This window comes from Streptomyces sp. NPDC055632 (genome assembly GCF_053618675.1).
This window is the reverse complement of the sequence record NZ_JBSHHY010000016.1, coordinates 63721-83819: the sequence shown is the minus strand read 5'-3', so window position 1 is coordinate 83819 and position 20099 is coordinate 63721. Positions and strand designations below refer to the sequence as shown.

Sequence of the window (20099 nt, the reverse complement as noted above, 5' to 3'; positions counted from 1 at the left end):
GTCACGTCATGCTACGGCCTCACTCCTGCGGGGGAACCGTCCGGCCTACGATGACCCGATGACCGATCTGCACCCCTTCATCGCGGGCCTCCCCAAGGCCGAGCTGCACGTCCACCACGTGGGCTCCGCCTCCCCCCGGATCGTCGCCGAGCTCGCGGCCCGGCACCCGGACTCCAAGGTCCCCACGGACCCGGAGGCCCTGGCCGACTACTTCACGTTCACCGACTTCGCGCACTTCATCGACGTCTACCTGTCGGTCGTCGACCTGGTCCGCACCCCCGAGGACGTCCGGCTGCTGACCTTCGAGGTCGCCCGGGACATGGCCCGGCAGAACATCCGCTACGCCGAGCTGACCATCACCCCCTACTCCTCCACCCGCCGCGGCATCGACGAGAACGCGTTCATGGACGCGATCGAGGACGCCCGCAAGGCGGCCGAGGCCGAGTTCGGCACGGTCCTGCGCTGGTGCTTCGACATCCCCGGCGAGGCCGGGCTCGAAGCCGCCGAGGAGACCGCGCGGCTCGCCACGACCGAGGGGCTGCGCCCGGAGGGCCTGGTCTCCTTCGGCCTCGGCGGCCCGGAGATCGGCGTGCCGCGCCCGCAGTTCAAGCCGTACTTCGACCGGGCCCGGGCGGCCGGTCTGCGCTCCGTCCCGCACGCGGGCGAGACGACCGGCCCGGAGACCGTCTGGGACGCGATCCGCGACCTGGGCGCCGAGCGCATCGGCCACGGCACCAGCTCCGTGCGGGACCCGGAGCTCCTGGCGTACCTGGCCGAGCACCGGATCGCCCTGGAGGTCTGCCCGACCTCCAACATCGCCACCCGGGCCGTCGCCACCCTGGACGAGCACCCGCTCCGGCGGATGGTGGACGCGGGGGTCCTCGTCACCGTCAACAGCGACGACCCGCCGATGTTCGGCACCGACCTGAACAACGAGTACGCGGTCGCCGCCCGGCTCCTCGACCTCGACGAGCGCGGTCTCGCCGCCCTCGCGAAGAACGCGGTGGAGGCCTCCTTCCTGGACGAGGCCGGCAAGGCCCGGATCGCCGCCGAGATCGACGCGTACACCGAGGCGTGGTTGGCGCGCTGACGTCACGGGAGGGCGCCGGGATCCGCGCGGCACCGGCGCGCCGACGAAGCCGGCGGCGGTCCGCGCGCGTCCCCGCGCGGCCGGCGCGCCGGCGACACGGGAGGCCGCCGGGGCCCGTGCGCCGACGACACCGGCGGTCGTCCCCGGCCACAATGGCCCCATGCGATCCGTCACTGTCGTAGGTCACCGCGGCGACCCGTACCGCTTCCGCGAGAACACGCTCCGTTCGATCTCCTCGGCGATCGAACGGGGCGCGGACGCGGTCGAGGTCGACGTCCGGCTGACGAGGGACGGGGTGCCCGTCCTCCTCCACGACGACACCCTCAAGCGCCTGTGGGGCCCGGACCGGGCGCTCTCCGCGCTCACGCACGCGCAGGTGGAGGAGGTGACGGCGGGCGGGGTGCCGACCCTGCGGGAGGCGCTGCTCACCGCCGGGGACCACCGGCTGATGCTGGACCTGCCGGGCGGGAACGAGCACTCGGTCCGGAAGATCGTCGGCACGGTCCGCGAGTGCGGGGCCGGGGAGCGGGTCTACTACTGCGCCGGGACCGTCGCCATGCTCCAGGTGCGGGCCGCCGACCCGGCCGCCGAGATCGCCCTGACCTGGACCTCGCTCGCCCCGCCCCGGCCGGTGCTCCTCGACGCCGTGCGCCCCCGCTGGCTCAACTACCGCTTCGGCCTGGTGAGTCGGGAGCTGGGCGAGCGGGTGCACCGGGACGGGCTGCTCCTGTCGGCCTGGACGGCGGACACGAAGCGCACGATGCGTAAGCTGATCATGAACGGGGCGGACGCGATCACCACGAACCGCGTCGACGCCCTCGCCGCCGTCCTGCGAGAGGACTCCTGAGGTGAACGACAGCGTGAACGACAGCGTCAACGACCGGATCCGCACCGACATCGCCCACAACGCCCGCGTGTGGAACTACTGGCTGGGCGGCAAGGACAACTACCCGGTGGACCGCGCGGTCGGCGCGCAGGTCACCGGCTTCTACCCGAGCATCGGCGAAGTGGCGCGCGCGGACCGGGCGTTCCTCGGCCGGGTGGTGACCCACCTGGCCGCCGAGGAGGGCGTCCGGCAGTTCCTGGACATCGGCACCGGCCTGCCGACCGCCGACAACACCCACGAGGTGGCGCAGCGGGCCGCCCCCGACGCCCGGATCGTCTACGTCGACAACGACCCGATCGTCCTCACCCACGCCCGCGCGCTCCTGACGAGCGCGCCGGAGGGCGTCACCGAGTACGTCGACGCCGACGCGCACGACCCGGAACGGATCCTCGCGGCGGCCTCGGCCACCCTGGACCTCTCCCGCCCGGTCGCGGTGATGATGCTCGGCATCCTCAACTTCGTGATGGACACGGACGAGGCCCGCTCCATCGTGCGGACCCTGATGGCCGCCGTCCCCTCCGGCAGCTTCCTGGTCCTCACCCACCCGACCCTGGAGCCGGAGCTCGGCGGCGAGGGCAACGAGGCCGCGATGGCCTTCTGGAACGAGAACGCGACCCCGCCGATCACCGCCCGCACCCGCGCCGAGTTCGCCTCCTTCCTGGACGGCCTCGACCTCCTCGCACCGGGCATCGTCTCCTGCTCCCGCTGGCGCTCCGAGGAGGGCGACGTGGTGGCGCAGCTCGGCGCGGTGGGCCGCAAGCCGTAATGGGCGTACGGGGGGACGTGCGGAACGGCTGGGAGCGGGCGCGGACCTGGGGCGCGGGCAACCCGTGGGCGGTGGACGCCGGGATCGCGCTCCTGGTCCAGGCGGCGGTGACGATGCCGTTCGTGGTGCCGCGCCCGCCCGAACTCCCGCCGGCGACCTGGCCCGCGTACGGGCTGATGACGCTCACCGTGCTGCCGCTGGTCTGGCGCAGACGTGCGCCGCTGGGCGTGCTGCTCGCGATCCTGGCGACGAGCGCCCTGTACCGCCTGGCGGTGGAGGGGCCGGGGCAGCCGCTGCCGTACACCGGGCTCGTCGCCGTCTACACGGTCGCCGCGCTCTCGCCCGCGCGGCAGCGGCTCGTCACGGCGGGGCTGCTGGTGGTCGCGGTGCCGGTGTCGGTGGGCCTCAACACCCGGTCGGCGCGCGAACTGACCTTCTCGCTCTTCGTGTTCGCCGCCGCCTACGTCTTCGGGCGGCTCACGGACGCCCGGCAGCGCGCGCAGCGGGTCGAGGCCGAGCGGGCCGCGGCGCGCGAACGGGCCAGGATCGCCCGGGAGATGCACGACGTCCTGTCGCACGCGGTGAGCCTGATGGTCGTGCAGGCGGAGGCCGGTCCGGTGGCGGTGCGGGCGGCCCCGGAGCGCGCCGAGGCCGCCTTCGAGGCGATCTCGGCGACGGGCCGCGACGCGATGGACCAGCTGCGGCGGATGCTGGGGGTGCTGCGCGAGGGCGGCGAGGCGGCGGCCCCGCGCGCGCCGCAGCCGGACATCGCCGCGATCCCGGGCCTGGTGGAGCGGGTGCGGGCGGGCGGTCTCGCCGTGGACTACACGACGGAGGGCGGGGTGCGGGCGCTGCCCGCGGCGACCGGCGCGAGCGTCTACCGGATCGTGCAGGAGGCGCTGACCAACGTGGTCCGGCACGCGGGCGCCCGCACCGTCGGCGTACGGCTCGCCCACGCGGACGGCGTCCTGCGGGTCACGGTCACCGACGACGGGCGCGGTCCGCGGCCGGGCTCCGGCGGGCACGGCCTGGTGGGCATACGGGAGCGGGCCGCCGCGCACGGCGGGACGGCGGAGACGGGTCCCGGCCCGGGCGGGAAGGGGTTCGAGGTGCGGGTCCTGCTGCCCGTGCCCGCGGCGACGGCGTCGGTGGAGGCGGGAGCATGACGGTGCGGGTGGTGGTCGCGGACGACCAGGAGCTGGTGCGCAGCGGTTTCGCGATGATCCTGGACGCGCAGGCGGACATCGAGGTGGTGGCGGAGGCCGGGGACGGGGCGGAGGCCGTCGAGGCGGTCCGCCGCCACTCCCCCGACGTGGCGCTGCTCGACATCCGGATGCCCCGGACGGACGGCATCGAGGCCTGCCGGACGATCTGCGCGGAGTCCGGCTGCCGGACGGTGATGCTGACGACCTTCGACACCGACGCGTACGTGTACGAGGCGCTGCACGCGGGCGCGAGCGGGTTCCTGCTCAAGGACGTGCGGCGGGACGACCTGGTGCACGCGGTCCGGGTGGTGGCGGCGGGCGACTCGCTGCTCGCGCCGTCGGTGGCCCGGCGCCTGGTGGAGCAGTACACGGCGGGCGGCCCGCGCCGGACGGCGCCCGGTCCCGATCCGCGCCTCGACGTCCTCACGGCCCGGGAGCGCGAGACGCTGCTGCTGCTCGCGCGGGGCCTGTCCAACGCGGAGATCGCGGCGGAGCTGGTGGTCAGCGACCACACGGTGAAGACCCACGTGGGCAACGTCCTCGCGAAGCTGGGCCTGCGGGACCGGATCCAGGCGGTGATCTGCGCGTACGAGACGGGTCTCGTCGCGGCGGGGACGCCCCGGCCCTGAGCGACCTGCCCGGTCCCGAGCGGCCCGGCCCCGGGCCCCCACCGGCTCCGAGCGGCCCGGCCCCGGGCGATCCCGGCTCCGAGCGGCCCCGGCTCCTCCCCCGCGCGGGGGAGACGGGCGGGCGTCCCTCCCCCGTGCCGGTGAGAGGGCCGCCGCCGGAGGACCGCCCGTGCGGGCGATCCCCGGAACGTCCCCGGTCAGCAGGATGGAGCTCTCGGCAACAACGTCTCTCGTCCATGGAGTTGACCCTCATGCGCGCATCCACCCGCACCCTGCTCGCCGCCGCCCTGGTCCTGGGCGTCGCCGCCGGACCGGCGCTCGGCCCGGCCGCGGCGGCGCAGCCGGTCGCGACCGCCCGGCCCACCCGGGACGCCGACCTGGCGAAGGCCATGGCGGCGGCGATCGTGGGCCTCCCCCGGGCCGACGCGACGGCCGCGCTGGTCCGCGTCGGCGGCACGGAGGGTTCCTGGCAGGGGAGTTCGGGCGTCCACGATCTGGAGTCGGGCGCCCCGGCGGACCCGGCCGCCCGCTTCCGGGCCGGATCGGTGACCAAGGTGTTCACGGCGGCGGTCGTCCTCCAGCTCGCCGCCGAGCGCCGGATCGACCTGGACCGCCCGGCCCGCGCGTACCTGCCGGACCTGATCCCCGCCCGTTACGCGGGAGTATCGGTGCGGCAGCTCCTGAACCACACCCACGGCATCCCGGCCCCCGACCTCCCGGGCGGGACGGTGGAGGAGTGGTACGAGCACCGCTTCGACGTGCACGCCCCCGAGGAGCTGGTCCGTTCGGCGACGGCGAAGCCGCGCGAGTTCCGGCCGGGCACCCGGCAGCACTACCTGAACATCGGTTACACGATCGCCGGGCTGATCGTGGAGCGGGTCACGGGCGACTCGTACGAGCGTCAGGTGGAGCGGCGGATCCTGCGCCCGCTGGGTCTGGGGGACACGTACCTCCCGGGCGGGGCGGCCGGGATCTCCGGACCGCACAACCACGGCTACCAGACGATGCGGCTGGACGACGGCACGACCGGCCTGCGGGACGTCTCGGTGTGGGGGACGTCGGACGCCTGGGCGGCCGGGGACCTCGTCTCGACGACGGTGGACCTGGAGCGGTTCACCCGGGCGCTGTTCGCGGGCCGGGTGGTGCGCGGACCGCTCCTGGAGGAGATGTTCACGCTGCCGAAGGTGACGGACCTGACGACCGGCGACCCGGCCGCGTACTCCGCCGGTCTGTCGATGAAGCGGCTCGGCGGGCGCGAGGTGTGGGGCAAGACCGGGGGTCGCTGGGGGTACAACGCGGCGATCGCCTCGACCCGGGACGGCTCCCGGACCCTCGTCCACAGCGTCAACTCCACCGACGCCAAGGGCCGGGACACGGCCCCGACCGTGCTGAACGTGATGGTGGCGGCGTACGGCCTGCCGGACTGACCGCGGACGGTCCCCTCACCACCCGTCCCAGTGGAGGACCCGCTCGCGGGGGATGCGCCGGGCGGGCCGGAAGTCGGTGCCGATCGTGTACGCGACGGGGATGAACGCGGCCTGCATGACCTCCTCGTACGGGATGCCGAGGAAGCGGGCGAACTCCCTTTCCAGGGGCAGGTTCCCGGTGGTCCACACGGTGCCGAGGCCGCGCTCGCGGGCGGCGAGCATGAAGCTCCAGGCGGCGGGCAGGATCGAGCCCCAGGTGCCGGCCTGGTGGGTGACGGAGGCGCCCTCGGTCCGCCCCTCGACGCAGGGGATGACGTAGGCGGGCACCTCGTGCAGGTGCCGGTGCAGGTGTCCGACGCCCGAGTACACCCGGTCCATCACGCCGGGCGCGACCTCGGCCCGGCGCACGTCCCGGTCCGGCAGCGGCTGGTGGGCGCCGGGCACGGCGAGGGAGGCCCGCCACAGGTCGGCGAGGACGGCGCGGCGGGCCGGGTCGGTGACGATCACGAAGTGCCAGCGCTGCCGGTTGCGGCCGGTGGGGGCCTGGACGGCGAGGTCGACGCACTCCTCCAGGAGCGCGCGGGGCACGGGCCGGGTGAGGTCGAGCCGGTGGCGGACGGCGCGGGTGGTGGAGAGCAGGGCGTCGGAAGCGAGACCGAGGTTCATGCGTTGAGCCTCGTACGGGCCGGGCGGGGACGGGAAGTCCGGGCTTCCACTGAGTGAAACCCGGCGAAGGGGTGGGGACGGGGTCATGGGCGAGAGCGTGGCGGGGCGGCTCTTCTCGGTGCTCGACGCCTTCGAGGGCGGGGGCGCCTCCGAGGGCGGGGGCGCCTTCGAGGGCGGGGGCCCGGTGGCGCTGCGGCTCACCGACATCGCGGCGCGGACGGGGCTCCCGGCCCCGACGGCGCTGCGCATGGTGCGGGAGCTGGTGGCCTGGGGCGGTCTGGAGCGGGGCGCGGACGGCACGTACCGGCTGGGGCTCCGGCTGCGGGCGCTGGGCGCGGCGGCGCCCTGTCCGCGCGGACTCCTGGACGCGGCGCTGCCCGCGCTGCGGGCCCTCGGGGCCCGGACGGGCGGTCACGCGGACGTGGCGGTGCTCCAGGGTCCGCCGGCCGGCGGGGTGCTGTGCCTGGTGAGCGGGGAGCGGCTGCCGGCCCACGCGACGGCGTACGGGAAGGTGCTGCTGGCCGCTTCCCCGGCGGAGCTCGTCCGCCACACCCGCCACACGGTGGTGGTGCCGGGAGTCCTGGCCCGGCAGCTCGACCGGATCCGCGCGGCGGGGCTCGCGGTCTGCGCGGAGGAGCACCGGCTCGGCGAGGTGACGGTGGCGGCCCCGCTGCGCGGCCCGGCGGGGCCGGTCGCCGCGCTCGGCGTGACCGTCCCCACCGGCGTCCCCCTGGACCGGGTGGCGGCGGCGGTCCGCGCGGCGGCTACGCGGGTACGGCCTCCGGAGCCGCCGTCGCCGTGACGGCCTCCAGGCGCTTGATCAGCCGCCGGACGAGGAGCAGCGGCAGGATCCCGAAGACGCCGAAGGACATGTCGACGACCGACCACCAGAAGGGGATGTCCCGGATCGGGCCGCAGATCAGGGCGAGCGGGATGATGCCGACGCAGGCGATCGTGCCGAACTCGGCGAGCCCGGGGAGGGCGTCGGCGACGGGCGCGGCCCAGCCGGTCAACGCCGAGTCGAGGAGCCGGAGTTCGGTGACGAGCGGGAAGGCGGTGAGCCCGCTCAGGACCAGACAGACGACGAAGAGGACCAGCCGACCGCGGATGCGCCCGAGAAGGGCTCTCGGCCCGTTCGTGTCGCTCATGGGGACAGCGCACGCCCGCCCTGAACGCGTTCAAAAGCGGGGGTGGCGTTTTTTGGAACGCGTTCAAAAAGCACGGACCAGCCGCCGTCCCGCACCGTGCGCGACCACGGTCGCCCCGGCCGCGAGGACGAGCCCCGCCACCGCGTCCCGGGCCCTGGCGGGCCGCAGCACCCCGGCGCGGCGCAGCCGGCCGCGTGCCCACAGGGAGAAGGGGATCACCACGAGCGGCGAGGTGACCGAGCCGGGCGTCCGGCCGCGCACGGCCGCCGCCTGCGCGAGGTGGACGAGGCCGTGCAGCCCGAAGCCGTCGACCGCGCCCTGGTAGAAGGCGGAACGCCCGCCGGAGCGCGCCCCGGCCACGGCGGCGGCGCCGACGATCACGCCCATCACCCCCACGGCCGCGGCGAATTCGCGCGCGTCGATCTTCCCGGCCGCCCGCCACACCCCCTCCGGCACCCCGGGGAACCGCTCGCGCAGGGCGGGCAGGTTCTCTCGGAGCCAGCCCGGTCCGTACGCGAGCTCCTCGGCGTCGTGGACGGCCCAGGCGAGGAACAGGCCGTAGGTGACAAGGGGGTTGAGGCGCGTCTCCGTCATGCCCGGTCCAACTCACAGTCCCACGATCGAGTTCCACTTCTTCGCGAAGGTCAGGCGCTCCTCGGCGGTGACGTCCCGGGCGATGGCGAGCCGGCTCCGCATGGCCGGGTCCGGGAAGATCAGCGGGTCCTCGGCGAGCGCGGCGAGCTCCTCGTCGCCGGAGTCCGCGAGGACCTGCTGCGCGGCCGGCACGGGACAGACGTAGTTGACCCAGGCGGCGAGTCCGGCGGCGACCTCGGGCTCGTAGTAGTGGTCGACCAGCTTCTCGGCGTTGGACTTGTGCCGGGCGAGGTTGGGGACCATGAGGGACTCGGCCCAGAGTTCGGCGCCCTCCTCGGGGACGACGAACTCGATGTCCGGGTTGTCGGCCCGGAGCTGGATGACGTCGCCGGAGTACGCCTGGCAGGCCAGGACGTCGCCGGAGGAGAGGTCCTTGATGTAGTCGTTGCCGGTGAAGCGGCGGATGTGCTTGGCGCGGACGAGCCGCTCGACCCGCTCGCACAGGGCGTGGAAGTCGTCCTCCTTCCAGCGGGTCACGTCGACGCCCTCGCCCATCATCAGCAGGGCGAAGGACTCGTCGAGCCCGGACAGCAGGGTGACCTTCCCGCGCAGGTCGTCGGCCCACAGCTCCTTCACCGAGCGCAGCTCCCGGCCCAGCTTCCGGCGGTTGTACGCGATGCCGGTGATGCCGGACTGCCAGGGGACGGTGTGCAGCCGGCCGGGGTCGAAGGCGGGCGAGCGCAGCTGCGGGTCGAGGTGGGCCGCGACGTTCGGCTGGGCGGCGCGGTCCATCTCCTGGACCCAGCCGAGCCGGACGAAGCGGGCGGCCATCCAGTCGCTGAGGACGATCAGGTCGCGCCCGGTCTCCTGGTGGTTCATCAGGGAGGGGCTGATCTTGCCGAAGAACTCGTCGTTGTCGTTGATCTCCTCGGTGTAGCGGACGGATATCCCGGTCCGCTTCCGGAAGGCGTCCAGGGTGGGGCGGCGGGACTCGTCGTCCTCGTCGGTGTCGATGTAGAGCGGCCAGTTGGCGAAGTCGAGGATCCGGTCGCGGGCCGAGAGGTCCCGGGCGGCGGCCCGGTCGCCCTCCTCCACGAAGGCGGCGGGCACCCCGCACCCGGCGAGCAGGGCGGCGGTCCCGGCACCGCCGATGCCGCGCAGCAGGGACCGGCGGGACATGTTCTTCCTGGCTGTCGCTCTCATCAGGGCAGCATCCCGGCCGGTCGCCGCCCGCGGCAATGGACGCTCCGTCCGGGTGACGCGGCGCGGCCCCGACACCCTGTCGACCGGGGTGTCGGGGCCGCGTGGAGGGCCGGTCGGCGGATCAGCCGAGGGAGGTCATGACGTGCTTGATCCGGGTGTAGTCCTCGAAGCCGTAGCCGGAGAGGTCCTTGCCGTAGCCGGACTTCTTGAAGCCGCCGTGGGGCATCTCGGCGACCAGCGGGATGTGGGTGTTGATCCACACGCAGCCGAAGTCGAGGGCCTTGGACATGCGCATCGCGCGCGCGTGGTCCTTGGTCCAGACGGAGGAGGCGAGGGCGTACTCGACGCCGTTGGCGTACTCCAGGGCCTGGGCCTCGTCCGTGAAGGACTGGACGGTGATGACCGGGCCGAAGACCTCGTTCTGGACGATCTCGTCGTCCTGCTTGAGGCCGGAGACGACGGTCGGGGCGTAGAAGTAGCCCTTGTCGCCGACGCGCTGCCCGCCGGCCTCGACCTTGGCATGGGCCGGGAGGCGGTCGATGAAGCCGGAGACCTGCTTGAGCTGGTTGGCGTTGTTGAGCGGGCCGTACAGCACGTCCTCGTCGTCCGGCTGGCCGGTCTTGGTGCCGGCGGCGGCCTTGGCGAGGGCGGAGACGAACTCGTCGTGGATCGACTCGTGGACCAGGACGCGGGTGGCGGCCGTACAGTCCTGGCCGGCGTTGAAGAAGCCGGCCACGGAGATGTCCTCGACGGCCTTGTCGATGTCGACGTCCTCGAAGACGACGACGGGGGCCTTGCCGCCCAGCTCCAGGTGGACGCGCTTGACGTCCTTGGCGGCCGACTCGGCGACCTGCATGCCGGCGCGGACGGAGCCGGTGATGGAGGCCATGGCGGGGGTCGGGTGCTCGACCATCGCGCGGCCGGTGTCGCGGTCGCCGCAGACGACGTTGAAGACGCCCTTGGGGACGATCTGCCCGATGATCTCGGCCATCAGGACGGTCGACGCGGGGGTCGTGTCCGAGGGCTTGAGGACGACGGTGTTGCCCGCGGCGAGGGCCGGGGCGAACTTCCAGACGCCCATCATCATCGGGTAGTTCCAGGGCGCGACCTGGGCGCAGACGCCGACGGGCTCGCGGCGGACGATGGAGGTCAGGCCCTCCATGTACTCGCCGGCCGAGCGGCCCTCCAGGAGCCGGGCGGCACCCGCGAAGAAGCGGATCTGGTCCACCATCGGCGGGATCTCCTCGCTCGCGGTGAGGGCGATCGGCTTGCCGGTGTTCTCGACCTCGGCGGCGATCAGGTCCTCGGCGCGCTCCTCGAAGGCGTCCGCGATCTTGAGGAGTACCTTCTGGCGCTCGGCCGGAGTGGTGTCGCGCCAGGCGGGGAAGGCGGCCGCGGCGGCCTCCATGGCGGCGTCGACGTCGGCCTGGCCGGAGAGCGGGGAGGTCGCGTACGCCTCGCCGGTGGCCGGGTTGATCACGTCGATCGTGCGGCCGTCGGCCGCGTCACGGAACTCCCCGTTGATGTAGTTACGCAGCCGGCGCAGCTCGGTGGTCACTTGCCACCCCTCCTGTCACGTTCTGACTTCGCACGTCCTCGTGCGCTGTCCCGATGGGTGAGACACCCCAGCCTAATCGCTCGGCTGACGGTTTCAACAGGCCCGACCCCCCACAACTTCGGATTCAGTGACATCGAGAGCCCTTCACAACGAATTACATCGCTCCCGGGTTGCAAAACCGACGAGTCTCGGTGCAGAGTGAGGTGTGGCCAGTCGAAGCGCAGACTCCAGAACCGGAACCGGTTCGTCCCCGACGATCGACGCCGTCTCCCTGGCGATCATCGAACAGCTCCAGGAGGACGGTCGCCGTCCCTACGCGGCGATCGGCAAGGCCGTCGGCCTCTCCGAAGCCGCCGTGCGGCAGCGCGTCCAGAAGCTGCTCGACCAGGGCGTCATGCAGATCGTCGCCGTCACCGACCCGCTCACCGTGGGCTTCCGGCGGCAGGCGATGGTCGGCATCAACGTCGAGGGCGACCTCGATCCGGTTGCGGAGGCGCTGACGTCCATGGCGGAATGCGAGTACGTGGTGATGACCGCGGGCTCCTTCGACCTGATGGTGGAGATCGTCTGTGAGGACGACGACCACCTGCTGGATGTGATCAACAAGCGCATCCGCACCCTCCCCGGCGTGCGCTCCACCGAGAGCTTCGTCTACCTCAAGCTCAAGAAGCAGACCTATATGTGGGGAACCCGATAGCCGTGAGCAAGGACCTCTCCAAGACCGCGTACGACCACCTGTGGATGCACTTCACCCGCATGTCGTCGTACGAGAACTCGCCCGTTCCCACCATCGTGCGTGGTGAGGGCACCTACATCTTCGACGACAAGGGCAAGCGCTACCTCGACGGCCTCGCGGGCCTCTTCGTGGTCAACGCCGGACACGGCCGCCGGGAGCTGGCCGAGGTCGCGTACAAGCAGGCCCAGGAGCTCGCGTTCTTCCCCGTGTGGTCGTACGCGCACCCCAAGGCCGTCGAGCTGGCCGAGCGCCTCGCGGACTACGCCCCGGGCGACCTGAACAAGGTCTTCTTCACCACCGGTGGCGGAGAGGCCGTCGAGACCGCCTGGAAGCTCGCCAAGCAGTACTTCAAGCTGCAGGGCAAGCACACCAAGTACAAGGTCATCTCGCGCGCCGTCGCCTACCACGGCACCCCGCAGGGCGCCCTGTCCATCACCGGTCTGCCGGCCCTCAAGGCCCCCTTCGAGCCGCTGGTCCCCGGCGCGCACAAGGTGCCGAACACCAACATCTACCGCGCCCCGATCCACGGCGACGACCCCGAGGCCTTCGGCCGCTGGGCCGCCGACCAGATCGAGCAGCAGATCCTCTTCGAGGGCCCCGAGACCGTCGCCGCCGTCTTCCTGGAGCCGGTGCAGAACGCCGGCGGCTGCTTCCCGCCGCCGCCCGGGTACTTCCAGCGGGTCCGCGAGATCTGCGACCAGTACGACGTGCTGCTCGTCTCCGACGAGACGATCTGCGCCTTCGGCCGCCTCGGCACGATGTTCGCCTGCGACAAGTTCGGCTACGTCCCGGACATGATCACCTGCGCCAAGGGCATGACCTCGGGCTACTCCCCGATCGGCGCCTGCATCGTCTCCGACCGCATCGCGGAGCCGTTCTACAAGGGCGACAACACCTTCCTGCACGGCTACACCTTCGGCGGCCACCCGGTGTCGTCGGCGGTCGCCATCGCCAACCTCGACATCTTCGACAAGGAGGGCCTCAACCAGCACGTCCTGGACAACGAGGACGCCTTCTTCTCGACGCTGAAGAAGCTGCACGACCTGCCGATCGTCGGCGACGTCCGCGGCAACGGCTTCTTCTACGGCATCGAGCTCGTCAAGGACAAGGTCACCAAGGAGTCCTTCACGGACGAGGAGACCGAGCGCGTCCTCTACGGCTTCCTCTCCAAGGCGCTGTTCGAGAACGGCCTGTACTGCCGTGCCGACGACCGCGGCGACCCGGTCATCCAGCTGGCCCCGCCGCTGATCGCCGACCAGGGCACCTTCGACGAGATCGAAGGCATCCTGCGCTCGGTGCTCACCGAGGCGTGGACCAAGCTGTAGGACCTCGCGAGCCGCAAGGGCTCCCGCAGCATCACGCCGCCCTCACGGCGTGACACCACGGCCCGGGTCTGCCCGCCATCCGAGTGGATGACGGCGGCCCGGGCCGTGTGCTGTCCCTACGAACCGATCCGAATACTTACGGTGCCGAGTGACCGACAGGCCCGTCCTTCGTTCACCCGTACGGGGGAAACCCCTCCGTACGGGGGACACAGATCGGATCGACAGAGGTGTACGCGATGGCCCCACCGGACAACGACGTGCTCTGGGCGCGTTCCCTGCACTGCACCCTGGGCGGCTCGGAGGCCCTCAGCGGCGTCTCCCTCGGCGTCCGCGAGGGCGAGATCCTCGCCCTGACCGGCCCCCGGGGCAGCGGCAAGACCACCCTCCTGCGCTGTCTCTCCGGCCAGCTCGTCCCCCGGGAGGGCGAGGTCTGGTTCAACAGCGGTCCCGTGCACACCCTGGGCCCCGCCCAGCGCGAACGGCTCCGCCGCGAGCGCTTCGGCTGGATCGGCCCCGAGCCCGACCTCGTCCCCGAACTCACCGGCTGGGAGAACACCGCCCTGCCCCTGCTGCTGCGCGGCGTCTCCCGCCGCGCCGCGAAGACCGCGGCCCTGGAGTGGCTGGACCGGCTCGACGCCGGGGCCTGCGCCCGCAAGCGGCCGGGCGCCCTCACCCGGTCGCAGGGCCAGCGGATCGCCGTCGCCCGCGCCCTCGTCACCACTCCCCCGGTGCTCTTCGCCGACGAGCCCACCGCCTCCCTGCACCGCGCCGACGGCGCCCAGGTGCTGCGCACCCTGACGGCCGCCGCCCGCTCGCACGGCATCACCATGCTCCTCGCCACCCACGACGCCGAGGTCGCGGCGCTCGCCGACCGGACGGTCGCGCTCCTCGACGGGCGCCGGGCCGGCACCGTACCCCCGGCGACCGGGGCGGAGGGCGTCGCCGCGTGCTCGCTCTCCGTCTGACCCGGGGCGCCCACCCCCTCGTCCTGGCGCGCCGGCTGCTCGTCGCCGCCGCGTCCGCCGGGGTGGGCTTCCTCCTGCTCTGCACCCTCGGCCACGCCCTCGGACACCCGGAACAGGCCTCGGCCTCGACGCTCCGGCTCCTCTGGTGCGTCCTGCCGCTCGCCGCCACCGTCCAGTTCGCGGTCGCGGTGGCCCGGACCGACCCCAGCACCCGGCCGCGCCCCGGACTCTCCGCGATCGGCGTCGGACCGACCCGGCTCACCCTGCTCGCCGCCGCCTCGACGGCCGTCACCTGCACGCTCGGCTCCGCGGTCGCGCTCCTGCTCTACCTGCACCTGCGCGGCGACCTCACGGGCCTGCCCTTCGACGGGGCGGCCTCCGGGCTGCTCGCCGCCGACCGGCCGGTGCCGCTCGCGGCCGTCCTCACCCTGCTCGCGGTCGTCCCCGTGACCGCCTCCGCGGCCGCGGCCCTGGCCCTGCGCCCGCGCCCCGCGCCACCTGCGGAGGACGTCGGGGGCGAGGACGAGGGCATGCCCTCCGGACTGCCGTGGGTCGTCGCCCTGGTCGCGATCGGCCTCGCGGTCGAGACGTACGCGGGCCGGGGAAGCGGCGGGGGCGGCCTCCCGCTGCCGGGCCGCTTCGACGGCAGCCCGGCGGCCGTCCTGGCCGGCTGGGTCCTCACCGCGATCGGCCTCGCGACGGCGGGCCCCGCCCTCGTCCACGGCTGCGGACGCCTCCTCCAGGCGGTCCGCCCGGGCGCCGTCCGGCTGCTCGCGGGCCGCGTCCTGATGACCGAGGCCCGCCGCATCGGCCGGCCGCTCGGCGTGGTCTGCGCGGTGCTCTCCGGCCTGCTCGCGGCGGCCTCGCTGTACGGGTCGGACACGGGCTCCGACGCCTTCGGGCCGCTCACCGGCCTGGGCGCCACCCTGATCCTGGCCTGCACCTGCGCCACGCTCCTGACCGCGGCCCTGGAGTCCCGGCAGGGCCGCGCGCCCGTCACCGAGGCCCTCCTCCGCGTCGGCGCCCCGCCCGCGACCCTCCGCACGGCGGCCCTCGCGCGCACCGGGGTCCTGCTCGCCGTCTTCCTCCCGCTGACGTGGGCGGTGGCGGAACTGGCGGCGCTGCCGCTGAAGGGGTGACCCTGACCCGTACCGGCGGCGCTGCCCCCAAAGGGTGACCCGGCCCCGTCCGGGCCCCGCGCTCACCTCCGCCAGAACAGGTGGTGCGTGACCGTGCCGCCCGGACTGGGCACGACGTCGCGGTGGTACCGGTCGAGGAGTTCGTCGGACGACTCCCAGAGGCGCGACCCGGCGCCGAGCTCCACCGGCGAGACCGCGACGTGCAGGGCGTCGACGAGGCCGGCGTCGAGGAACTCCCGGATGGTGGCGGCCCCGCCGCCGAGCCGCACGTCCTTGCCGTCCGCCGCCTCCCGCGCCGTCGCGAGGGCGGTGGCCGGGTCGGCGTCGAGGAAGTGGAACGTGGTGTCGCCGAGCGCGATCGAGGGGCGCGGGTGGTGGGTCAGGACGAACACCGGCGTGTGGAACGGCGGCTCGTCGCCCCACCAGCCGCGCCACTCGTGGTCCCGCCAGGGCCCGCGCTGGGGCCCGAACTTGTTGCGGCCCATGATCTCGGCGCCGATGTTCCGCCCGTAGTCCCGCGTCAGGTAGTCGTCGAGGCCCCGGCTGCCGCCGGGGTCGGTGCGCCGGGGCCAGCTCGCCGTGGCACCGGCCCAGGCGAACATCGCCTCCGGGTCCGCGTGCCCGAAGGGCCGTTCGAGGCTCTGGCCCTCCCCGGCGCCGTAGCCGTCGGACGAGACGTTGAAGTTCTGGACCCTGAGCAGCTGCCCCATGGTGTTCCTCCCGTGCGGTCGGCGGAGAACGCCGTACGTGGCCGTAAGCGGCCGTACGTACAGGAGACTCCACCGGCGGGCGGAACTCATCGGTCCGGCACACGCCCTACGGCGTGTCGTCGCCCAGCACCACCACGTCCTCGGTCCGGAAGGCGATCCCCGTCTCCGCGCCCTCGTCCGGCGCGTCCCGCAGCGGGAGTTCGGCCTCCAGGGGCGGGCCGCCGGCCGGGCGGAGCCGTACGACGACGCGGCTGCCCCGGAAGGTCCGGGACTCCACCGTCCAGGCCGGCCCGTCCCCGGCGGGGACCGGTCGCACCCCACCGGGGCGCACCAGGAGCCGCCGCTCGCCCTGCGGGGAGCCCTCCGGCACCGGGACCCTCCCCCAGGCGGTCTCCGCGACCGTCCCGGTGACCCGGGCGGCCACCACGTTGTCGAAGCCGAGGAAGCGGGCGACGAACTCGGAGGCCGGACGGCGCCACACCTCGACGGGCGTCCCCGACTGGGCGATCCGCCCGTCCCGCATGACCACGACCCGGTCGGCGAGCGCGAAGGCCTCGCCCTGGTCGTGGGTGACGGCGAGGACCGTCGTCCCGAGCCGCCCGAAGAGCTGCCGCAGCTCCACGACGAGCCGTTCCCGCAGGCCCCGGTCGAGCTGGCCGAGGGGCTCGTCGAGCATGAGGAGCCGGGGCCGGGGCGCGAGCGCCCGGGCCAGCGCCACCCGCTGCTGCTCGCCGCCGGAGAGCGCGGCGACGGACCGCCGCTCGGCGCCCGGCAGGCCGACGAGGTCGAGCAGCTCCCGCACCCGCTCCGTCCGCTCGGCCCTCCCGTCCCCCCGCATCCGCAGTCCGAAGGCGACGTTGCCGCCGACGTCCCGCTGCGGGAAGAGCTGGTGGTCCTGGAACATCAGCCCGACGCCCCGCCGGTGCGTCGGCACCCCGGTCTGGTCGGCGCCGTCGAGGAGCACCCGGCCGCCGTCGAGCGGCTGGAGGCCCGCGACGGCCCGCAGCAGCGTGGACTTGCCGCTGCCGCTGGGGCCGAGGACGCACACGGTCTCGTGGTCGGCGACCTCCAGGTCCACGGCGTCGAGCACGGCCCGCGCCCCGAACCGTACGGTCGCCCCGTCGAGTCTCAGCATCAGAACTCCCCGGAGGTCCGGTCGGTGCGGAGTCGTTCGAGCAGCAGCAGGGACACCGCGCACACCACCATCAGAATCGTCGAGAGGGCCATCGCCTGGCCGTAGTTGAGCTCGCCGGGCCGGCCGAGCAGCCGGGCGACCGCGACCGGCAGCGTCGGGCTGTCGGGCCGGGCGATGAACACGGTCGCGCCGAACTCGCCGAGAGAGACGGCGAACGCGAACCCGGCCGCGATGAGCAGCGCCCGCCGCACCAGCGGCAGGTCCACCTCCCGCCAGGCCCGCCACGGCGAGGCGCCGAGCACGGCCGCCGCCTCCCGCAGCCGCTCGTCCACCGCGCGCAGGACCGGCAGCATCGTCCGGACGACGAAGGGGACGCCGACGAGGGCCTGCGCGAGCGGGACCAGGATCCAGCTGGCCCGCAGGTCGAACGGCGGCTCGTCGAGCGTGATGAGGAAGCCGAAGCCGACGGTGACGGCGGAGACCCCGAGCGGCAGCATGAGCAGCGCGTCGAAGCCCCGGACGAGCCTCCCGGCCCGCCGGGTGAGCGCCGCCGCCGCGAGGCCGCCGATCACGACGGCGATGGCGGTGGCGGCCACCGCGTACCGCAGCGAGTTCCCGATCGCCTCCAGGGGCGGCACCAGGAAGGTCCCGCTCTCGTCGAGCGAGCCGAGCGCCCGGTAGTAGCCGAGCCCGTACCCCCCGGGGCCGGCGAACGACCGCTCCACGAGCACGCCGAGGGGCAGCAGGATCAGCAGGGCCACCGAGAGGAGGACGCCGCCGAGCAGCGCCCACTGCCCGGCGCCGCGCGGCCGGCGCGCGGTCCGCTCCGGCGGTACGAGCCGCAGCGCCGCCTCCCGCCTCCGTACCGTCCACGCGTGCACGGCGAGGATCGCGCCGACCGCGACGAACTGCACCAGGGTCAGCACCGCCGCCGTCGACAGGTCGAGCAGCCGGGCGGTCTGCCGGTAGATCTCCGCCTCCAGGGTCGTGTACGCGTCCCCGCCGAGGATCTGCACGACGCCGAAGGAGGTGAAGGTGAAGAGGAAGACCATCAGGGACGCCGCCGACACGGCCGGGACGAGCGCGGGCAGCGTCACCGTCCGCCAGGCCGTGAAGCGCGAGGCGCCGAGGACCCGGGCGGCCTCCTCCTGGCGCGGGTCGAGCTGCGACCAGAGGCCGCCGACGGTCCGGACGACGACCGCGTAGTTGAAGAAGACGTGGGCGAGGAGGATCGCCCACACGCCGGTGTCGAGCCGCAGCCCCCACAGCTCGTCCGTGAGCCCGTTCCGGCCGACCAGGGCCAGGAACGCCGTGCCGACCAGGACGGTGGGCAGCACGAACGGCACCGTGACCACGGCCCGCAGGACGCTCTTGCCGGGGAAGTCGAAGCGGGCGAAGACGTACGCGCCGGGCAGGGCGACGAGCAGGGTGAGGCCGGTGGAGGCGAGCGCCTGCCAGGCCGTGAAGCCGAGCACGTCCAGGATGTCCGGCCGGGACAGCACCTCGCCGATCCGGCCGAACCGCCAGTCGCCGCCCGGCCGCAGGCCCCGGTCCACGATGGACACGACGGGCCACGCGAAGAACACCGCGAAGAACGCGACGGGCAGGGCCATCAGCCCCAGCCGCGCCGCGTTCCCGCGCGGGTCGCGCCTTACTTCAGGACGAGCGACGACCACTGCTGGATCCACGCGTCGCGCTTCTCGGCGATCTTCCCGGGCTCCATCGTCTCCGGCTTCTCCACGACCACGCCGTGCTTGGTGAACAGCTCCGGCAGCACCGCGCCCTTCGCCACCGGGTTGACGAACATCTGGAGCGGCATGTCCTCCTGGAACTTCTTCGAGATCAGGAAGTCGATCAGCGCCTTGCCGCCCTCGGGGTTCTTCGCCCCGTTCAGCAGGCCCGCGAACTCCGTCTGCCGGAAGCACGTCCCCGTGGACACCCCGGTCGGGGCGACCTTCGGCTGCGGCTCGCCGTACAGCACCTCGACCGGCGGGCTGGAGGCGTACGACACGACCAGCGGCCGGTCGCCCTTGGCCTTCTTGCCGCCGGCCGAGCCGGAGAACTCCTGGTTGTAGGCGAGCTCCCAGCTGTCGACGGTCTTCACGCCGTTGGCCTTGAGCTTCTTCCAGTAGTCCTGCCAGCCGTCGTCGCCGTACTTCGCGGCCGTGCCGAGGAGGAAGCCGAGGCCCGGGGAGGAGCGCTCCGGGTTCTCGACGACGAGCAGGTCCTTGTACGCGGGCTTCGCCAGGTCGTCGAAGGTCACCGGCGGCGCCAGCTTCTTGTCGGCGAAGTACTTCTTGTCGTAGTTGACGCAGATGTCGCCGGAGTCGATCGGGGTGACCCGGTTCTCCTTGTCGAGCCGGTACTCCGCCGGGATCCCGTCCAGGCCCTTCGCCTCGTACGGCACGAAGATGCCGTTGTCGAGGGCGCGGGACAGGAGGGTGTTGTCGACGCCGAAGAAGACGTCGCCCTGCGGGGAGCCCTTGGTCAGGATCTCCTTGTTGACGGCCTCGCCGGCGTCGCCGGCCTTGAGGACCTTGACGGTGAACCCGGTCTGCTCCGTGAACTCGGCCAGCACCTCCTTGGAGGCGTTGAACGAGTCGTGGCTCACCAGCGTCACGGTCTTCGGCGCGGGCGTGCCGGTCTTGCCGGCGGCCTCGCGGACGTCGTCGGTGCCGCAGGCGGCGAGGGTCGTGACGCCCAGCGCCGCGACGAGCGCGACGGCGGCCGTCTTCTTGGTGCTCACTGAGATTCCTCCTGGGTGTGACCAGGAAGAGACGCGGCCCCGCCCGCGACCGGCGGACCGGACGCGGGCAGGGCGCAACAGCTTGAGTTACGACCGAACTTCCTACCCAGAATGACCTGGGCGAGGTTCAGAGGGTCTGCGGTCTGACGGACACCGCACTCTCAGCGCTGT

19 protein-coding genes and 1 pseudogene are annotated in these 20099 nt (G+C 73.4%); 11 read left to right on the top strand and 9 right to left on the bottom strand.

The window, feature by feature from the left end; genetic code table 11:
- The first annotated feature begins 58 nt into the window (after positions 1–58).
- From ACWGSR_RS21360 to ACWGSR_RS21335, 6 genes are all read left to right on the top strand, one after another.
- Positions 59–1090 carry an adenosine deaminase gene (locus tag ACWGSR_RS21360; RefSeq protein ID WP_453568176.1) on the top strand — a complete coding sequence of 344 codons (1032 nt, stop codon included), beginning with the start codon at positions 59–61 and terminating at the stop codon, positions 1088–1090.
- 160 nt (positions 1091–1250) lie between these two features.
- Positions 1251–1937 carry a glycerophosphodiester phosphodiesterase gene (locus ACWGSR_RS21355; protein ID WP_376233441.1) on the top strand — a complete coding sequence of 229 codons (687 nt, stop codon included), beginning with the start codon at positions 1251–1253 and terminating at the stop codon, positions 1935–1937.
- Position 1938: 1 nt separating this feature from the next.
- Positions 1939–2742, top strand: coding sequence for an SAM-dependent methyltransferase (locus ACWGSR_RS21350; protein WP_376233438.1), 804 nt, complete (start codon positions 1939–1941; stop codon positions 2740–2742).
- Positions 2742–3908 carry a sensor histidine kinase gene (locus ACWGSR_RS21345; protein ID WP_376233435.1) on the top strand — a complete coding sequence of 389 codons (1167 nt, stop codon included), beginning with the start codon at positions 2742–2744 and terminating at the stop codon, positions 3906–3908. The genes ACWGSR_RS21350 and ACWGSR_RS21345 overlap by 1 nt, the downstream gene beginning before the upstream one ends.
- A complete protein-coding gene (locus ACWGSR_RS21340; protein WP_453568173.1) occupies positions 3905–4576 on the top strand; it encodes a response regulator transcription factor in 672 nt (223 codons plus the stop codon). Before ACWGSR_RS21345 ends, ACWGSR_RS21340 begins: the two co-directional genes overlap by 4 nt.
- 251 nt (positions 4577–4827) lie before the next feature.
- Complete coding sequence (locus ACWGSR_RS21335) at positions 4828–6003, top strand: serine hydrolase domain-containing protein (RefSeq protein ID WP_453568172.1); 1176 nt, start codon at positions 4828–4830, stop codon at positions 6001–6003.
- Between the two features lie 15 nt (positions 6004–6018).
- On the opposite strand, the gene ACWGSR_RS21330 is transcribed toward ACWGSR_RS21335, so the two are convergent.
- Positions 6019–6669 carry a nitroreductase family protein gene (locus ACWGSR_RS21330; protein ID WP_376233428.1) on the bottom strand — a complete coding sequence of 217 codons (651 nt, stop codon included), beginning with the start codon at positions 6667–6669 and terminating at the stop codon, positions 6019–6021.
- An 85-nt stretch (positions 6670–6754) separates the two neighbouring features.
- Between ACWGSR_RS21330 and ACWGSR_RS21325 the strand changes: the two genes are divergently transcribed.
- Entirely contained in the window at positions 6755–7471 is a 717-nt protein-coding gene (locus ACWGSR_RS21325; protein WP_453568169.1) for an IclR family transcriptional regulator, read from the top strand.
- Here ACWGSR_RS21325 and ACWGSR_RS21320 read toward each other — a convergent pair.
- The 4 genes from ACWGSR_RS21320 to ACWGSR_RS21305 form a co-directional block, all read right to left on the bottom strand.
- Positions 7434–7817, bottom strand: coding sequence for a hypothetical protein (locus ACWGSR_RS21320; RefSeq protein WP_376233422.1), 384 nt, complete (start codon positions 7815–7817; stop codon positions 7434–7436). The genes ACWGSR_RS21325 and ACWGSR_RS21320 overlap by 38 nt on opposite strands.
- Positions 7818–7880: 63 nt before the next feature.
- On the bottom strand, positions 7881–8411 hold the full coding sequence (locus tag ACWGSR_RS21315) for an HXXEE domain-containing protein (RefSeq protein ID WP_453568167.1): 531 nt from the start codon (positions 8409–8411) through the stop codon (positions 7881–7883).
- Between the two features lie 12 nt (positions 8412–8423).
- Positions 8424–9590 carry an ABC transporter substrate-binding protein gene (locus ACWGSR_RS21310; RefSeq protein WP_376233539.1) on the bottom strand — a complete coding sequence of 389 codons (1167 nt, stop codon included), beginning with the start codon at positions 9588–9590 and terminating at the stop codon, positions 8424–8426.
- A gap of 145 nt (positions 9591–9735) precedes the next feature.
- Positions 9736–11172 (bottom strand): gamma-aminobutyraldehyde dehydrogenase, encoded by a 1437-nt coding sequence (locus tag ACWGSR_RS21305; RefSeq protein ID WP_376233416.1) that lies wholly within the window; start codon positions 11170–11172, stop codon positions 9736–9738.
- A 205-nt stretch (positions 11173–11377) separates the two neighbouring features.
- Here ACWGSR_RS21305 and ACWGSR_RS21300 point away from each other — a divergent pair, with 205 nt between their 5' ends.
- The 4 genes and pseudogenes from ACWGSR_RS21300 (at position 11378) to ACWGSR_RS21285 (ending at position 15337) form a co-directional block, all read left to right on the top strand.
- Complete coding sequence (locus ACWGSR_RS21300; RefSeq protein ID WP_366372242.1) at positions 11378–11869, top strand: Lrp/AsnC family transcriptional regulator; 492 nt, start codon at positions 11378–11380, stop codon at positions 11867–11869.
- Positions 11854–13233, top strand: a complete 1380-nt coding sequence (locus ACWGSR_RS21295; protein ID WP_453568164.1) for an aspartate aminotransferase family protein — start codon at positions 11854–11856, stop codon at positions 13231–13233. The genes ACWGSR_RS21300 and ACWGSR_RS21295 overlap by 16 nt, the downstream gene beginning before the upstream one ends.
- A 317-nt stretch (positions 13234–13550) precedes the next feature.
- Positions 13551–14198: pseudogene (locus ACWGSR_RS21290) on the top strand (ABC transporter ATP-binding protein); the annotation flags it as partial.
- Complete coding sequence (locus ACWGSR_RS21285) at positions 14180–15337, top strand: hypothetical protein (RefSeq protein WP_453568162.1); 1158 nt, start codon at positions 14180–14182, stop codon at positions 15335–15337. The pseudogene ACWGSR_RS21290 and the gene ACWGSR_RS21285, both read left to right, overlap by 19 nt.
- 62 nt (positions 15338–15399) lie before the next feature.
- Here the strand turns inward: ACWGSR_RS21285 and ACWGSR_RS21280 are convergent, their stop codons facing one another.
- The 4 genes from ACWGSR_RS21280 to ACWGSR_RS21265 all read right to left on the bottom strand — a co-directional run bounded on the left by ACWGSR_RS21280 (position 15400) and on the right by ACWGSR_RS21265 (position 19928).
- Complete coding sequence (locus ACWGSR_RS21280) at positions 15400–16047, bottom strand: dihydrofolate reductase family protein (RefSeq protein WP_376233405.1); 648 nt, start codon at positions 16045–16047, stop codon at positions 15400–15402.
- A gap of 106 nt (positions 16048–16153) precedes the next feature.
- Entirely contained in the window at positions 16154–17182 is a 1029-nt protein-coding gene (locus ACWGSR_RS21275) for an ABC transporter ATP-binding protein (protein WP_453568160.1), read from the bottom strand.
- Entirely contained in the window at positions 17182–18795 is a 1614-nt protein-coding gene (locus ACWGSR_RS21270) for an ABC transporter permease (protein ID WP_453568260.1), read from the bottom strand. The genes ACWGSR_RS21275 and ACWGSR_RS21270 overlap by 1 nt, the downstream gene beginning before the upstream one ends.
- Positions 18796–18833: 38 nt before the next feature.
- Positions 18834–19928, bottom strand: coding sequence for a thiamine ABC transporter substrate-binding protein (locus ACWGSR_RS21265; RefSeq protein ID WP_453568158.1), 1095 nt, complete (start codon positions 19926–19928; stop codon positions 18834–18836).
- Between the last annotated feature and the right edge of the window lie 171 nt (positions 19929–20099).

Excerpts from the sequence above, each read along its gene's own strand:
- ACWGSR_RS21360 (WP_453568176.1), top strand. The coding sequence starts at position 59 with ATGACCGATCTGCACCCCTTCATCGCGGGCCTCCCCAAGGCCGAGCTG.
- ACWGSR_RS21355 (WP_376233441.1), top strand. The coding sequence starts at position 1,251 with ATGCGATCCGTCACTGTCGTAGGTCACCGCGGCGACCCGTACCGCTTC.
- ACWGSR_RS21345 (WP_376233435.1), top strand. The coding sequence starts at position 2,742 with ATGGGCGTACGGGGGGACGTGCGGAACGGCTGGGAGCGGGCGCGGACC.
- ACWGSR_RS21340 (WP_453568173.1), top strand. The coding sequence starts at position 3,905 with ATGACGGTGCGGGTGGTGGTCGCGGACGACCAGGAGCTGGTGCGCAGC.
- ACWGSR_RS21335 (WP_453568172.1), top strand. The coding sequence starts at position 4,828 with ATGCGCGCATCCACCCGCACCCTGCTCGCCGCCGCCCTGGTCCTGGGC.
- ACWGSR_RS21330 (WP_376233428.1), bottom strand. The coding sequence starts at position 6,669 with ATGAACCTCGGTCTCGCTTCCGACGCCCTGCTCTCCACCACCCGCGCC.
- ACWGSR_RS21325 (WP_453568169.1), top strand. The coding sequence starts at position 6,755 with ATGGGCGAGAGCGTGGCGGGGCGGCTCTTCTCGGTGCTCGACGCCTTC.
- ACWGSR_RS21320 (WP_376233422.1), bottom strand. The coding sequence starts at position 7,817 with ATGAGCGACACGAACGGGCCGAGAGCCCTTCTCGGGCGCATCCGCGGT.
- ACWGSR_RS21315 (WP_453568167.1), bottom strand. The coding sequence starts at position 8,411 with ATGACGGAGACGCGCCTCAACCCCCTTGTCACCTACGGCCTGTTCCTC.
- ACWGSR_RS21310 (WP_376233539.1), bottom strand. The coding sequence starts at position 9,590 with ATGTCCCGCCGGTCCCTGCTGCGCGGCATCGGCGGTGCCGGGACCGCC.
- ACWGSR_RS21280 (WP_376233405.1), bottom strand. The coding sequence starts at position 16,047 with ATGGGGCAGCTGCTCAGGGTCCAGAACTTCAACGTCTCGTCCGACGGC.
- ACWGSR_RS21275 (WP_453568160.1), bottom strand. The coding sequence starts at position 17,182 with ATGCTGAGACTCGACGGGGCGACCGTACGGTTCGGGGCGCGGGCCGTG.
- ACWGSR_RS21270 (WP_453568260.1), bottom strand. The coding sequence starts at position 18,795 with ATGGCCCTGCCCGTCGCGTTCTTCGCGGTGTTCTTCGCGTGGCCCGTC.